This is a genomic window from Parafilimonas sp. (assembly GCF_051953455.1).
Classification (GTDB): Bacteria; Bacteroidota; Bacteroidia; order Chitinophagales; family Chitinophagaceae; genus Parafilimonas.
Window position 1 is genome coordinate 26,624 of record NZ_JBQCIT010000062.1, and the last position, 15,600, is coordinate 42,223.

Sequence of the window (15,600 nt, forward strand, 5' to 3'; positions counted from 1 at the left end):
TATGCCAGCTTTTGATAAAGTATTATTTATTGATGACGACATCATAACGGTAAAAATTTGCGAACGCTTAATAAAGCTTACGGACTTTGCTGCTGAATTTGTTTCGTGCGAAGACGGTAGCAAGGCGCAAACTTTTTTAATGAAAAATACCGATAATTTGCCCGACCTGATATTCGTTGACCTGAATATGAGCGTGATGAACGGGTGGGAATTTATTGAGTGGTTTAATGTTTGGTCTGAAACAATAACCAAAGACATTCCCGTATATATATTTTCTTCGAGTTTATACAAGGAAGATTACGACCGGGCCAGCAGTTATAAAACTGCGGGCTTTATTATAAAACCCATTACTGTTGAGCATCTTTCAAAAATAACAGCCAAATATGCTTCCACGTAATTTATGTTATAAAGCCTTTGCTGATACCGTTAACTAGCTACCTTTGCCGGGCTTTATTTACTTATTAAAAAACACGCGATGGCTTCCAGGACCGACAATTTTCAATCGCCGGATTATTACCTTATAGATGAACTGTTAACCGATGAGCACAAACTTGTTCGCGAAACAGTACGCAATTATGTAAAGAAAGAAATTTCCCCCATTATTGAAGACTATGCGCAGCGCGCAGCATTCCCTGAATTTATAGTAAAGCAAATGGGTGAACTTGGCTGTTTTGGCCCAACCATTCCGCCCGAATATGGTGGCGGCGGTTTGGATTATATCAGTTATGGATTAATGATGCAGGAACTGGAGCGCGGCGATAGCGGTGTTCGTTCAACAGCAAGCGTACAGGGCAGTTTGGTTATGCATCCCATTTATGCTTATGGCAGCGAAGAACAGCGTAATAAGTATTTGCCCAGGCTGGCAAACGGTGAATGGCTGGGATGTTTTGGCCTGACCGAACCCGATTTTGGGAGCAATCCTGCGGGTATGATAACAAATATTAAAGACGATGGCGATCATGTAATACTAAATGGCGCTAAAATGTGGATAAGCAATGCGCCTTTTGCGCAGGTTGCAGTTGTTTGGGCCAAAGATGAAAACGGAGAGATACGCGGTTTAATTGTTGAGCGTGGCATGGAAGGTTTTACAACGCCTACAACGCATGGCAAATGGAGCCTGCGTGCCAGCGCTACCGGCGAACTTGTTTTTCATGATGTGCGCGTGCCGAAAGAAAATATTTTTCCAAACGTAAAAGGTTTAAAGGGGCCGCTTGGCTGTTTAACCAAAGCCCGTTATGGCATTGCCTGGGGTGCCCTTGGCGCTGCTATGGATTGTTATGATACAGCGCTCCAATACAGCAAAGAACGCGTGCAGTTTGATAAACCTATCGGCGCATTCCAGTTACAGCAAAAAAAACTGGCTGAAATGATAACCGAAATAACAAAAGCACAATTGCTTGTCTGGCGTCTTGGTGTTTTAATGAACGAAGGCCGGGCAACACCCGCACAGGTAAGTATGGCCAAGCGCAACAGTTGCGAAATAGCTTCGGATATTGCCCGTAATGCAAGAGCCATGCTTGGCGGCATGGGCATTACCGGCGAATACAGTATTATGCGTCACATGATGAACCTTGAAAGCGTACTCACTTATGAAGGCACACATGATATTCATTTACTTGTAACCGGCATGGATGTAACGGGTTTTAATGCGTTTAAATAATCAGGTGAACGAAGATCAGGGATTTAAGATTTGCAGATTTTTTTATTGCATCAATGTAGTTACGTTTTATACCTGCTTTAATGCAGAACGTTCTTCCAGTATGCGTTCTGCAATCATCATGTCAACCGGCCTTGTGATTTTTATGTTATCATATTCACCTTCCGTTAAAAACACTTCAGTGCCGTAAGCTTCCACTACGGTGGCTTCATCTGTAAAAGCGTCTGTATATTCCTGTTCAAAAGCCGGTAAAATTATGCTGCTTAAAAATGTTTGCGGGGTTTGAATAATGCGTACATCTTCCCGTTTTGCAACAGTGTGACCTGTATCGCTTATTATACGTATGCTGTCTGTGGCTGTAACAGCCGGAACAGCGCTTCCATGCTCAATCGTATTTTTATAACACCGTTGAATTAACGGAACTGAAACAAGACAGCGTACTGCATCATGTACAAAAACTACTGATTCCTCCTTGATTTCTTTAAGCCCGCATTGAACAGAATGAAAGCGGGTATCACCACCGGTAATGATATTTATCCGATCCTTTTCCTTAAAACTGCCAATAATGGTTTTACCATTTTGAATATGTTGACCGGGTAAAACCAATATGATCTTTAAGTCGTTGTAAGCTCTTAAAAAAGTATCGAGCGTGTACCATAAAACAGCCTTTCCTTTCAGCAGTAAAAATTGTTTTGGTATAATATTGCCCATTCTTTTACCAGATCCGCCGGCAACTATTACCGCATATTTTTTCATTCGTGCATATTTGTTTTTTGCCTCATGTAACGCCCTTGATATACATTCCCCGGGTGTAAAATACATCTTATATGGGCGCTCCATTTATTGAGTAAAGAAAGCGAATTATTTTTTACTGATAAGGGTGCTGATACTATTGTTTAATGAATGTGTAGGGGTCGGTCTCAAGAAAATCGTTCACTTTAATATCAACCGAAATTACTTTGGCGCCGTCTGTTACAAAGTGCACAGGGAATATTCCATAAGCAGGATTGCTATATTCAAGCAGCCATTCATTACTATCCATGTATTCTATCTTTGCAGTCAGGTTATGCTTGTAGAATTTTAAAACCATATCCCCGCCCACAATTCTTATCGACATATTTCCGAAAACAGGGTTAGTGTAATCACCTGTATAAACACTCAAAGAAAGCGGTGTCTTTTTATTCTTAATTCTTGCTTTGTATGATTCTATTTCGCTAAGCCGGTTATTACGGGCTTCAAGATAATTTGGTAAAGCCATGGCGCTGTAATCTTTTGCCGGCAAGCCAAAGTAAGCATCTAATATTTTATAGCGGAGCAGTTCAAAAAACGACTGGTTATCGTTGTTTGTAAAAATGGCAATCCCAAGATTTTCTTCCGGCACAAAGCAGGTGTTGGACACAAAACCATCAGCGCCGCCGGTATGTTCAAATACCTGTTTGCCGCCATAGTCGCTCATAAAAACACCCAAACCGTAACCATAGTAATGATAAGGCAGGAAAGTGTTTTTGCGGCTGGTAATAATCGTATTCATATCTCTTGTTGTGCGTATAGCCGGCCACGGAATAATTTGCTTGTTATTATAACGGCCGCTGTCAAGCTGCATTAATAGCCATTTTGAAATGTCTTTTATGCAACTTACAATAGAACCCGCAGGAGCCATATTATCAATATTATCATAAGGCAGTTTCTGCAAAGTTTCGCTGAATGAATTACTGTAAGGCGTTGCGGCGCCGGGCATTTGCTCCATATTGTTGCCAAGCGTGTGCGTGTTTTCCATGCCTAATGGTTCAACAATATTATCATACACATATACTTCCCATGGCTTGCCTGTAACCTTTTCAATTACCTGTCCCGCCGTTAAAAAACAGGTATTGCAATAACCCCATTGCTGCCTGAAATTGCCTGTTGGTTTCAGCAGGCGCATTTTATACATAAGCGAATCCCTCGAATACTGGGAATTCCAGAATGTAAAATCACCCTGGAAAGTTTTTGTACCAAGATGATGCGAGAGCATATCTTTTATGGTTACAAGCTGAGTTGTTGTACTGTCGTACACATGGTACCAGGAAAAATATTTGGTGATCTTATCGTTTAAAGAAAGCTCGTTTTCATAATCAAGTTTTGCAAGCGATGTGCCGGTGAAAAGCTTGGTGTTGCTTGCAATCATAAAAAGTGTGTTCTCATCAACGGGCTCTTTTGTTTCAAGATTACGAACGCCGTAACCTTTCATTAAAACCACTTTGCCATCTTTTACAATTGCAATGGCAAGACCGGGGATCTTCCAGTCTTTCATGCCTTTGTTAATATAACTGTCAATGCTGTCTTTTACAAATGAGGGCTGGGATTTAGCATAGATGATTCCCAAAAGCAGAAGGATGCAAAGCGTTGTCTTTTTCATGATAGCAATTAAGCTTGAAAGATAATAATTTAATAAAATTGCCCTCCCTTAGCAAAAACCATACGCAATTTTCCTGTATATGTTTACCTGTTGCTTAACTGCTGGCATTCCGGGTACTATCCTGCATTTTGTATTTCGCCTTCATGCAATAAACGGATGATTTCGTTTTTGAACCCGCTGATACCAAACTGCACTAAAAAATATTCCACCGAAGCTGCAAAGCCCGGAATGCTTGTGAGATCAATATCCCAAAGCGAATCATTGCTCAATATTTGTTGCACGGCAACGCCTGCGGAAGCATTTTTCCAATAAGAATAAAGAAGCCCGGCGTTACTATCGTTGATTTTATATTTTCTGTTTTGTATTTCGCCATAATAAACCCCATCAATTATTTCAACAGGTTTTGTAAATAAAATGCAGGCAGCAAAACCAGCTGACATGTATAAAGGAACTTTACGCGTTTTTTCATAATAACGCATAATTAATGGCACACACCGTGTTTTTATTTTGGCTGTATAATTCAGGCTAATGCTTAACCATTTATGTTCGATATAAGGATTGGAGAAACGGTCTATAACGTTGCCGGCAAAAGATGCTGCTTCAGCACGGGTGATGGATGCACCCACAATACAGCCGGCGATCTCATCCATCATCAATTTTTTAATGAAATTGAAAATAGTTTCGTCCCGCATTGATTCATATACCAGCTCAAAACCTGACAGATAAGATAAAGCGCAACTGAAGGTATGTGTTGCATTCAGCAGGCGCAATTTTAATTCGCGGTATTTATTGATGTCGGATGTTATAATAACGCTATCGTCTGTTTTATAAAACGAGAGTATTTCTTTCGTCCGTTCAGAAGCCGATTGAATAGCCCATAAACTATAAGGCTCGCTCATAATTGTCAACCCATCTTTATAACCGGCCTCTTTCTCAAACGCAAGCTGATCCTGTATTTTAAGCGCACCCGGAACAATACGGTCAACAAGTGAATCGCAAAAATCATTGGCAGTGTTAAGCCAGTCAATAAAAGCCTGCCCCAGTTTATGTATACCGGCAAGCTGCAATACAATCTCTTTTAATTTCTTGCCATTATCCGTAATCAATTCAGTTGGAACGATTACCATTCCACTTTCCGGGCTTCCATTAAAATGCTGAAAACGCTTATATAGAAATGCTAACAGTTTGCCGGGAAAAGATACAGGCGGCGCAGCCTTAATATCATCATCTGCTTTTAATTCTATGCCCACTTCTGTTGTGTTTGAAATAATAATTTGCATGGTTGCGCTTTGTGCGTACTCCATTATTTCGTTCCAGCTTTGCTGGGCCGCTAAAACCCTGCTTATGGATGCATTGATGATATATTCTTCAACAGGCTTTCCGTCAACTAAACCTTTAATGCATTGCGTGTATAATCCATCCTGTTTTGAAAATTCATCCACATTACTTCCGGTAGATTTTACCACAACAATACGGCCGTTAAAAACGTTCTGTTTGTTCGCTTTATCAATATAAAAATCAGGCAGGCCGCGTAATAAAACGCCTGTGCCAAACTGCAGCACTTTTTCAGGCAGGTTAAAAACTGATGGTTCCGGCACGCTGAATGTTGAAGGCAGGTTCCCTTCCGCGATCAAATCCTTTTTTAACTCCATACTTATTGTTTATTTAATTACAGTAACAAATCCGCATAAGCTTCAATAAAAATATATGCAAAGCAATACTACATACATAATTGAATGAATGTAAGGAAACATACCATGTTTTTCTGAAGAACATTTTCAAAATGTTCTCGGAATATTTAAACGGTATTATTTTTTTAGTAAACATTTTATTAAGAAGTGATATTCCGCAAGTGATTGTTCTCTTTGCCGCTTTCGCTTACCTTCGTTTCACTTCTAAATTTTTTTTATGAATCAATGGAAAGAATATCAACAACAGAATAAAGACCGCTTTTTAAATGAATTAATTGATTTGCTGCGCATACCCAGCGTAAGTGCCCGCAGTGAACACAAAGATGATATGCTGGCTTGTGCAGAAGCCATGAAACAAAAATTAATGGATGCAGGCGCCGATAAAGCTGAAGTATATAAAACCGCCGGTCATCCCATTGTATATGGTGAAAAAATAGTTGATGCTTCCAAACCCACCGTACTGGTGTATGGGCATTATGATGTGCAGCCGCCCGATCCGCTGGAACTCTGGCACAGCGGGCCTTTTGAACCGGTTGTAAAAGATGGAAAATTATATGCCCGCGGTGCTGCCGACGATAAAGGCCAGGTATATATGCATGTGAAAGCGTTTGAAACCATGACAGCCACCAACTCGCTCCCCACCAATATTAAATTTATTATTGAAGGTGAAGAGGAAGTGGGCAGCCCCAACCTTTCCACTTTTGTAAAAGAACATAAAGACTTATTAAAGGCCGATGTAATTCTCATAAGCGACACCTCTATGCTAAGCCTTGATACGCCGAGCATGGATGTTGGTGTGCGTGGCCTGAGTTATATTGAAGTTGAAGTAACTGGCCCTGACCGCGATTTGCACAGTGGTGTATATGGCGGCGCTGTTGCCAACCCCATTACTATACTTGCACAAATGATAGCGAGCCTGCACGATGAAAATAATCATATTACCATACCTGGTTTTTATAATGATGTGGTGGAATCTTCTGCCGAAGAAAGAAAGCTGATGGCTGAAGCGCCATTTGACGCAGAAGCTTATAAGAATGACCTTGGTATAAAAGAATTGTGGGGGGAAAAAGGTTATACAACTAATGAACGTACAGGCATCCGCCCTACACTTGAACTGAATGGTATATGGGGTGGCTATACGGGCGAAGGTTCTAAAACAGTTTTACCTTCAAAAGCGCATGCAAAGATCAGTTGCCGGCTGGTGCCCAATCAAAAATCAGAAGCAATAACGGAATTGCTCATTAATCATTTGAAGAAGATTACACCGCCTTATGTGGATATAAAAATTACGGTGCATCATGGCGGTGAACCGTATATGACGCCTATGGAGAGTAAAGGTTATAAAGCAGCTTCAAAAGCCATTGAAACAACTTTTGGAAAAGCGCCGATTCCTGTACGCGGCGGCGGCAGCATTCCTATCTGCTCATTATTTGAACAGGAGCTTGGCATAAAAATTATTTTCATGGGTTTTGGTTTAGATAGTGACAACCTGCATAGTCCGAATGAAAAATTTGATCTTGCCAATTATTATAAAGGCATTGAAACCATTCCTTATTTTCATAAATATTTTGCGGAAGAATAATGCATCTTGTTAAGTTATGCATCAAAGCTGCACTTACTTAAGTCAGCGCTGCTTAAGATCACTTCATAATCTGCCCGAAGCTATAAATTTAGTTCCGGGCAGATTCGTTTATAATTCTCGCACTATAATTTTCGGATCAGCAGCCAATTCAATTATTTGATAAATAACACCCTCATATTTAGATGATAACCCATATTTATTTTGCTTCAAAAAAATAAAAGACAAATTTGTCTTTTATTTGAATTAACATGTACTTTTGCAGCTGTAATTAAACCACACAATTAAAAATTAAACATTATGGTAACGGCAGAAATTTTAGATGTTACCCGGATAGAACCAAAACTTAAACATCCAACTATTTTTAAGCATTTTGATGATCTGGAAGCCGGCGAAAGTTTTATTATTGATAATGATCATGACCCTAAACCGCTGTATTACCAGCTTCTGGGTGAACGCGGTAATATATTTAAATGGGAATACCTTCAGCAGGGGCCGCTGCGCTGGCAGGTGAAAATTGCTAAAAACAAGAATGAAGAGCAGGAAAATGCTGCGGCTGTTTCTGAAAAAGACCTGCGCAAGGCTACAGTATTTAAAGCAAAAGGGATTGATTATAGCTGCAATGCCGGTAAAGCATCTGAAAAAATATCAGAAGGGGAGAAGAAGCATACTCCTCTGCCCGGAATTGATAAACTGGAGCTGAATTTTCTTTCGGCTTATATTGTTAATACATACCATGCCTACATAAAAAATAATGCAGAAGTTATAACAGGATTGGCAGAAAAAGTTGCCGAACGGCATGGTAGCCAATACCCGCAACTAAACCGTCTTGCACAATCCATACCTGCTTTTTTTAAAAGCCTGCAGGTGCATATTGATAAAGAAGATAATGCTGTTTTGCCGGCTATCAAACAAATTGCGTCAGCAGAAAACAGTGCTGTTGAAGATGAAATAACTGACCTGGATATTATTAAACAATCGCTGCTGTTATTGCAAAAAGAGCATGTGATTATTACAGAAGACCTCGAGTATTTCCGCAGGTTAACCAATAATTACACACTACCCTACGGCGCCTGCAATTCTTTTACTTATTTCTATCAAAAGCTGGAAGAATTGCACAGCATACTCACGCATTGTATGCATGTGGAAGAAGATATTCTTTTTCCAAAAGTAGCTGCACTTGAAGCCGAAACAGCAGCGGTATAGATAGGTTTCGTTGCAAATAAATTATATCGCCATGAAAGAAATGATAATCAATGACCATACAAAAATATCAGAGCTGATTGCATTGAATAAATCAGCCATTGATGCTATTGCAGCAGTTGCAAAACCGTTGCGCCGTTTAAAAAATCCTGTGCTGAGGAAGGTGATGGCTTCAAGGGTGAATATATCTGAAGCGGCAAAAATGGCGGACTGTAATGTGAAAGATATTGTAGCGGCATTGATACCGCTGGGTTTTAGTTATGAAATAACTTCTTCAGCTAAAGAAACAACCATTCAACCTAAACCCTTTTGGTTGCGTAATGCTAAAGAGAGCGATATTATATGGTATGATGTGCGCCCCATAATTGAATCGGGTACAGACCCGCTGAAAAACATACTGGGGAAGTTTAAAGAAGTGCCGCCCGGCAAAGTGTTATGCATCATCAACAGTTTTATTCCAACGCCATTAATTCATTTGCTGAAGCAGGAAAAGGCAGAAGACAGTTATGTGCAAGCAAAAAGCCATACTGAATTTTATACTTATTTCCTAAAAAAACAACGAGAGGATGTTGTAAATAAAGCTGCTGGTAATGCAGTGGATAAAGTGATTATGGATGATGCTGATTCCTTTCAATCAGTATATAATGCTTTCTCAAAAGAGAAGATTAAAGAAATAGATGTACGCCGCCTGGAGATGCCTTTACCGATGCAAACCATCTTGAAAGAATTAGATAAACTTCCCAAAGGCAACATGCTATTTGTTCATCATAAAAGAGTGCCTGTATATCTTCTTGAAGAACTGGCAAATAAAAATTATGAAGTGCATATTCACACAATTGATGAAAAGAATGTGAAGATGATCTTATTTGAAACATCATCAGTATAACAGTAAATAATCCTGCTCAATGGCAGATATCAATATAGGCAAAGCTCCGCCCAACAATGCAGTTCTTCCTTTTTATGCAACGGCCACCATAGCATTTTGGGTTCTTTGCCTTTTACTGTTTTTTGATGCAGGTAATCTCACAAGCCACTATTTCAATCCACACCTGCTGGCAATTGTGCATACAGCAGCGCTGGGCTGGGGAACAATGATCATCTTTGGTGCAGCGTATCAACTGCTGCCTGTAATATGCGAACGTGATTTGTTTAGTCCGGCTATCGCAGCTATATGCTGGTATACTTTAACAGCAGGCATTGTTTTGCTTGTTGTGGCTTTTTATAACTTTTATACCGGCTGGCTGATGATAAACGGGGGAGCGCTGATTGTGTTATCAGCATGTGCTTATCTTATCAATGTATTATTTACAAGCCGCATTTGTATTCGTTATTCGGTTGTAAAATTATTTGTTGTTACTTCAGGCGCGTGGTTATTATTTACAGCCATAGCAGGATTGCTGCTCGCTATTAATTTACGCTATTTTTTCTTCAGTAAAAACCATCTTGAAATTTTAAAATTGCATGCACATGCAGGGTTAGCCGGCTGGTTTCTTCAATTAATAACCGGTGTAAGCAGTAAACTTGTACCGATGTTTTTGTTAGGCAAATCTGCAAAGCAAAAGCTGCTGCTATATGCCTGCATGCTTCAAAATGCAGGATTATTATTCTTTTTATGCGATGGCTATTTTTTTGGCATTGTTGCGGCAAGGATAATTATATATGTCATATTGATTGCTGCCGGTGTTGTATGCTGGCTGCTCTATTTATATGATACATTCAAAGGCCGCGTTAGAAAAGATGTAGATGTGCAGATGAAACATGCCTTTATTTCTTTCCTAAGCCTGGGCGCCGCTATATTATTGATACCTGTAATTGTATATGCAGCAGGTTCCCGTTGGGCAATATTATATGGCGCCCTTTTATTTATGGGATGGATAACAGGTATTATAATTGGCAAAACATTTAAAACCCTGCCCTTTATTGTATGGAATGCACATTACAAAAATCTTTCAGGAAAAGTAAAGGTGCCGTTGCCCAAACAATTATACAGCGAAACTTTGGTGCAATGGCAATTCAGGCTTTATATACTTGCCCTTATAATGCTTTGCGCAGGCATCGTTATAAATGCAGCCATTATTATCCGCATTGCCGCTGCAATATGGATAATCGTGTCTTCGCTGTATGTAATAAATGTAATGAAGGTGCTGCTGCATAAAACAAAAATTGTATGATGACTATATCATTAAGCGATCCATATTCTGCGGAAAAATTAAAAGCACAGGAAGCGCTGTATAATGTGATAGACCCGGAACTTTTTGTAAACGTGATAGACCTTGGACTGATATATGATGTGGCGTTTAACCAGGACAATATTATTGTAACGATGACGCTCTCCACACCGCATTGCCCGATGGGCGAAGCCATTACCAATGGAGTACATAATGCACTGGAAAAAGTTTTCCCCGGAAAAGAAATAGTGGTTGAATTGACATTTGATCCGCCCTGGGGATTTGAAATGCTTACACCGGAAGGCAGGATACAATTGGGAATGAAATGAATATAAACAAGGCCGGTCCGAGACAGCGATCTAACCAAGGAAAGGGGTATGAATATATTTTTCGAAACTCTTCACCAGACCTGTTTGGCTGTGCCGATGGTAAGTTCCGCTACCCCTTAAAAATTTATTTGGCAAATAAAAGAGTTTTTTCTCTTTTATTAAAAATTGGAATTTATCTTTGCATCATAAAAACAAAGAATGTTTTCAAAAACCTGCGAGTATGCTATAAGGGCTATGATATTTATTGCACAAAAAACAAGACAGGATAGCAGGGTAGGTATAAAAGAAATAGCCAAAGGCATTAATTCACCCGAACATTTTATCGCAAAAATTCTGCAGGATTTAACCCGTAAGGGTTTGTTGCAATCTGCCAAAGGGCCTTCAGGCGGGTTTTACCTTGATAAAGCATCTATGAAGCAATCGCTGGCAGATGTTGTAAAGGCAGTAGACGGCGATAAAATTTTTTACGGCTGTGGCCTCGGCCTAAAGCAATGTTCGGAAACAAAACCATGCCCCATTCATTTTGAGTTCAAGAAGGTGCGGCAGGGTTTGTTCGATATGCTGCAAAATACAAGGATAGATGCTTTTACAGAAGCGCTTGAAAATAATATAGCTTTTTTGAAAAGATAATTTTTTTACAATAATAAAAGACAAAAAGGTATTAATATCTTAAATATGAAATGCAGGAATATGTTATTGATGAAGTGCCTGTCAATTATCCCGTTGTTGTTTACTGCTTTTCCATTGTGGGCGCAGGGCATGAAGCCATCAGCTTTTTCATTTGAATCAAAAGAAGCATGGCTGTGGCTTATGCTCATCATTGCAATTTTGCTGCTTATAGCTGCCGTTTTGCTCAAAGAAAGAGTTTCAACGCTGAAGAGCAGTTATAAGAAACACAGAACAGAAGCCTATAAAGAGAAGCTAAAGGAATATACGCAGCAACTCAGCAGTAAACAGATTGAACAATTATTGCAGCACCGGCATAAAAAATCTTCCGGCAAAGCAGGCAACATGCTTTTAGTCTTTTTTGCATCATTATTTATCTTCTTACCAGGCAGTAACCTTGTAGCTCAATCGCCTGGAAAGCGCGACGCATCTTCCTTGCTGGGCGAAGGCGGTATTATCATCACCATCATACTTATTTTAATTCCTATACTGGCGGGCCTCATTCTTCTTACCATTAAAATAAGCAATGCCATTAACCGGCAGCGGAATAAAATACGCCTTGAAGAAGCCGCAAAGCTGGCCGAATACCTGGAGGCATTACCGGATGAAGAAGTTAATGACGTATTGAAGAAAAGAAAGAAAGCGCTCGATTATTCGCTTTCCCACAATGAATTATCAGGAAGCGAACCCGCAGAAGATTCGAGAGGTTTGCTGAACATTAGCCAGGAACCGGGCATGCCTATCGTGGCCATCAAGAAGAAGGCTTTACCGCGTCCAAATATCGATCCTGCTTTATCCCGGCTGGTGCTTTGGTACCTGGGTTGCTCAGCATTCTGGTTGTTATTTGGAACTACTATCGGCGAATACCTCGGCATTAAATTCGTGGCGCCCGATGCTGACCATGTGAGCTGGCTTAGCTTTGGCCGCCTGCGCCCTGTGCATACCAATTCTGTGTTTTGGGGCTGGGCTTCGCTTGGCATGCTTGGCCTGGGCAATTATATAGTGCCGAGGGTAAGCAATGTAAAAATATATAGTATAAAACTGGGCTGGTATGCGTTGTTCCTTATCAATGCGTCGGTTATTATTGGTTCTGTTTGTTTAATGGCGGGTATTAATAACGGCGGCGGTGAATATCGTGAATATGTATGGCCTGTTATGCTGTTATTCGGTATTGGCCTTGCGCTCAGCCTCATCAATTATATTAAAACCATTGCGGGCCGCACTACAAAAGAAATTTATATCTCCAACTGGTATATGGTATCGGCCATTATTTTCACTATCGTAATCTCGCTAACTGCTTATATTCCTTCCTGGCAAAATGGTTTAGGAGAAACCATCGTTCAGGGTTATTACATGCACCAGGGTGTAGGAATGTGGTTTATGTTATTTACGCTTGGCATTGTATATTATTTCCTGCCACAGCAGCTTAACAAACCTATCTATTCCTATAGCCTTGGTATCCTTGCTTTCTGGACGCAGATATTGTTTTATACACTCATCGGCACACACCATTTTGTATTCAGTGCAATACCCTGGTGGCTTCAAACTGTAGCAATAGTTGGCAGCGGAGGTATGGCTATTCCGGTAATTGCCGGCACTACCAATTTCCTCATGACTTTTAAAGGCGCCTGGTATAAGATCAAAGACAGTTATACACTTCCGTTCTTTTTAGTGGGTATTATCTTTTATTTCACCGGTTCTATGCAGGGCACGGCAGAAGCCTTCCGCTCTACTAATCTTATCTGGCATTTTACAGATTTTACCGTGGCACATTCCCATCTAACCATGTACGGTATTATATCATTCTTTTTATGGGCCTGCATATATGCTGTGGTGCCAAGGCTTACCGGCAAAGAAGCGCCGCAAATAACGGTAGGCGCTCATTTCTGGATGGCCTTGATAGGATTACTTTTTTATACTGTGCCGCTTATGTATGGCAGCACATTAAAAGGTTTATTATGGCTGAATGGCAAGCCTTTTATGGATGGTGTAAAATTGATGGAACCTTACTGGTTGTGGCGGGCCATCGGCGGCACCCTTATGTGGCTTTCTCATGTATTCTTCGCCTATAATATGTATAAAATGATAAAACGCACCAACGAAATAGATGTAAAATCTTCGGCCATTCAGCAACTTGAAAAAGATAGTTCATTCATCTCTCAACCTGCCAAATCATATTAATCATAATGGAATTCTTCAATAATCATAAAAAACTTTTTGGTGCTGCCACGTTAATGTTTGTTGGTTTAACGTTGATGGTGGCAGTTCTGCCGGCTATTCATAACCAGGAAAATAACCAGCCGTTGCCCGGAGCAGAAAAATTAAGTGCTGACGCTGTAAAGGGCAAAGCATTGTTTGTAGCGAATGGATGTGTTGCCTGCCATACGCAACAGGTACGCAATGTGGATATGGATAAAAGCTGGGGCAGCCGCCCCAGCCTTGCGGCAGATTATGCAGGTATAAAACGTACCGATTTCTGGCGTAATACTGCAACCTTAATGGGAACAGAACGTACAGGCCCCGACCTTACTGATGTGGGTAACCGGCAGCCATCAAAGGACTGGAACCTTGTGCATCTTTTTAACCCGCGTATTGTTGTAAAGGAATCTGTCATGCCTGCTTATCCCTGGTTGTTCACCATAAAAAAAGAACCTTCAAAAAATGATGTTGTTGTAAATGTTCCTGCGGAATATTTAAAAGGAAAAGAAGGAAAAGTGGTGGCATCAAAAGATGCGCTGTATCTGATCGCTTATCTCCAGTCACGCAAGCAAACCAAATTGCCGGATGGAACCAATCAGCCGGAATTTTTATACAAGAGAGAAGTAAAAAAAGAAGCTGCAGGCAGTGCTGTTGCTGAAGATGCAGGCGCAAACGGGCAATCATTATTTGTTGCCAACTGCCAGTCGTGCCATCAAGAAAATGGCGAAGGCCTGCCGGGAGCATTTCCACCGTTAAAAGGAAGTCCTGTGGTATTGGGTGATGATCTTGAATTGTATGTAAATATTATAATGAATGGTTATGATGCCAGGCAGGAATATGGTGTAATGCCTGCAGTGGGAACCAATATGAGTTTTAGTGAAAATGAAGTGTCTGCTATCATCAATTATGAACGCAGCAGTTGGGGCAATAGCGGCAAACACGTAACGCCTGAAGAAGTAAAAAAGATCATGGATTTTGTAAAACTAAATGCACCGCAATAATGAAGAAATTTATAAACAGCATTATTATTTTTTTTGTCGCATCTGTGGGTACTGTTGCGGCCTGTCCTGCCTGTGAACAGCGCCAGCCTAAAATTTTAAGAGGCATTACACATGGTGCGGGCCCGGACAGCCGCTGGGATTACCTGATTGTATATACAACCATAGTAATTGTATTGGCAACACTTTTCTTTTCTGTGAAATGGCTGGTAAGGCCGGGCGAAAAATCTAAAGATCACATAAAACGAATGATTTTAAACAACCAATAATATGCGTGATAAAAGTACCATATTCATTTTTATTGATGAGGATACCAAGCCTGTGGCAGAAGTGCTTTCACCGGTGAGCTTTGAGTTAGACACACGCAAGCTTACAGATGGGGAACATATATTGAAGATTGTAAGTAAAGATCCTACGGGCAAGGAAGGCGTTCGTAAAATCCCATTCGTTGTGCGCAATGGCCCGGCCATAGCGGTTGAGGGCATTAAAGAAAATGCGGTAGTAGATGGTGTGTTGCCCTTAATGATTAATGCTTACGGCAAAGGCGATCAAAAATCTTTTCTTATTGAAGGCAGTGAAACACCGCAAAGTATTCCTGCCTGGGTTTGGATACTTATCATTGGCTTTGCAGGATGGGCGCTGTTTTACCTGGTGAGATATTTTGCTGCATCCTGAATTTTGAAGCATACGGACATCGGAAGTTTCATCATAA

General features: G+C 40.5%; 15 protein-coding genes. 12 read left to right on the forward strand and 3 right to left on the reverse strand.

Going from position 1 to position 15,600, the window contains the following annotated elements; translation table 11 throughout:
• Position 1 precedes the first annotated feature (1 nt).
• Both ACTHN6_RS21355 and ACTHN6_RS21360 read left to right on the forward strand, forming a co-directional pair.
• Positions 2-397: a response regulator gene (locus tag ACTHN6_RS21355; RefSeq protein ID WP_090656024.1), complete on the forward strand. Its 396-nt coding sequence runs from the start codon at positions 2-4 to the stop codon at positions 395-397.
• 78 nt (positions 398-475) lie between these two features.
• The gene (locus ACTHN6_RS21360) at positions 476-1,660 is read left to right on the forward strand and encodes an acyl-CoA dehydrogenase family protein (RefSeq protein ID WP_440437815.1); all 1,185 of its coding nucleotides are present in this window, start codon (positions 476-478) and stop codon (positions 1,658-1,660) included.
• A gap of 66 nt (positions 1,661-1,726) precedes the next feature.
• Here ACTHN6_RS21360 and ACTHN6_RS21365 read toward each other — a convergent pair whose 3' ends face one another.
• From ACTHN6_RS21365 to ACTHN6_RS21375, 3 genes are all read right to left on the reverse strand, one after another.
• Positions 1,727-2,413: a 2-C-methyl-D-erythritol 4-phosphate cytidylyltransferase gene (locus ACTHN6_RS21365; RefSeq protein ID WP_440437816.1), complete on the reverse strand. Its 687-nt coding sequence runs from the start codon at positions 2,411-2,413 to the stop codon at positions 1,727-1,729.
• A gap of 133 nt (positions 2,414-2,546) precedes the next feature.
• Positions 2,547-4,055, reverse strand: a complete 1,509-nt coding sequence (locus tag ACTHN6_RS21370) for a serine hydrolase (protein WP_440437817.1) — start codon at positions 4,053-4,055, stop codon at positions 2,547-2,549.
• A gap of 116 nt (positions 4,056-4,171) precedes the next feature.
• Positions 4,172-5,707, reverse strand: a complete 1,536-nt coding sequence (locus tag ACTHN6_RS21375) for a tagaturonate reductase (RefSeq protein ID WP_440437818.1) — start codon at positions 5,705-5,707, stop codon at positions 4,172-4,174.
• A 256-nt stretch (positions 5,708-5,963) separates the two neighbouring features.
• On the opposite strand from ACTHN6_RS21375, the gene ACTHN6_RS21380 reads away from it, so the two are divergent.
• The 10 genes from ACTHN6_RS21380 to ACTHN6_RS21425 all read left to right on the forward strand — a co-directional run bounded on the left by ACTHN6_RS21380 (position 5,964) and on the right by ACTHN6_RS21425 (position 15,563).
• A complete protein-coding gene (locus ACTHN6_RS21380; protein ID WP_440437819.1) occupies positions 5,964-7,328 on the forward strand; it encodes a dipeptidase in 1,365 nt (454 codons plus the stop codon).
• A 297-nt stretch (positions 7,329-7,625) separates the two neighbouring features.
• Positions 7,626-8,531, forward strand: a complete 906-nt coding sequence (locus tag ACTHN6_RS21385; RefSeq protein ID WP_440437820.1) for a DUF2249 domain-containing protein — start codon at positions 7,626-7,628, stop codon at positions 8,529-8,531.
• Positions 8,532-8,562: 31 nt separating this feature from the next.
• Positions 8,563-9,414 (forward strand): DUF2249 domain-containing protein, encoded by an 852-nt coding sequence (locus tag ACTHN6_RS21390; protein WP_440437821.1) that lies wholly within the window; start codon positions 8,563-8,565, stop codon positions 9,412-9,414.
• Positions 9,415-9,433: 19 nt separating this feature from the next.
• Entirely contained in the window at positions 9,434-10,699 is a 1,266-nt protein-coding gene (locus tag ACTHN6_RS21395) for a hypothetical protein (RefSeq protein WP_440437822.1), read from the forward strand.
• Positions 10,696-11,025: a metal-sulfur cluster assembly factor gene (locus ACTHN6_RS21400; protein ID WP_440437823.1), complete on the forward strand. Its 330-nt coding sequence runs from the start codon at positions 10,696-10,698 to the stop codon at positions 11,023-11,025. Before ACTHN6_RS21395 ends, ACTHN6_RS21400 begins: the two co-directional genes overlap by 4 nt.
• A 198-nt stretch (positions 11,026-11,223) precedes the next feature.
• On the forward strand, positions 11,224-11,655 hold the full coding sequence (locus ACTHN6_RS21405) for an RrF2 family transcriptional regulator (RefSeq protein WP_440437824.1): 432 nt from the start codon (positions 11,224-11,226) through the stop codon (positions 11,653-11,655).
• Positions 11,656-11,700: 45 nt separating this feature from the next.
• Positions 11,701-13,872 carry a cbb3-type cytochrome c oxidase subunit I gene (locus tag ACTHN6_RS21410; RefSeq protein ID WP_440437825.1) on the forward strand — a complete coding sequence of 724 codons (2,172 nt, stop codon included), beginning with the start codon at positions 11,701-11,703 and terminating at the stop codon, positions 13,870-13,872.
• Between the two features lie 5 nt (positions 13,873-13,877).
• Positions 13,878-14,891 carry a cytochrome c gene (locus ACTHN6_RS21415; RefSeq protein WP_440437826.1) on the forward strand — a complete coding sequence of 338 codons (1,014 nt, stop codon included), beginning with the start codon at positions 13,878-13,880 and terminating at the stop codon, positions 14,889-14,891.
• Complete coding sequence (locus ACTHN6_RS21420) at positions 14,891-15,157, forward strand: hypothetical protein (protein ID WP_440437827.1); 267 nt, start codon at positions 14,891-14,893, stop codon at positions 15,155-15,157. The genes ACTHN6_RS21415 and ACTHN6_RS21420 overlap by 1 nt, the downstream gene beginning before the upstream one ends.
• Position 15,158: 1 nt before the next feature.
• Complete coding sequence (locus tag ACTHN6_RS21425) at positions 15,159-15,563, forward strand: cytochrome C (RefSeq protein WP_440437828.1); 405 nt, start codon at positions 15,159-15,161, stop codon at positions 15,561-15,563.
• Positions 15,564-15,600 lie beyond the last annotated feature (37 nt).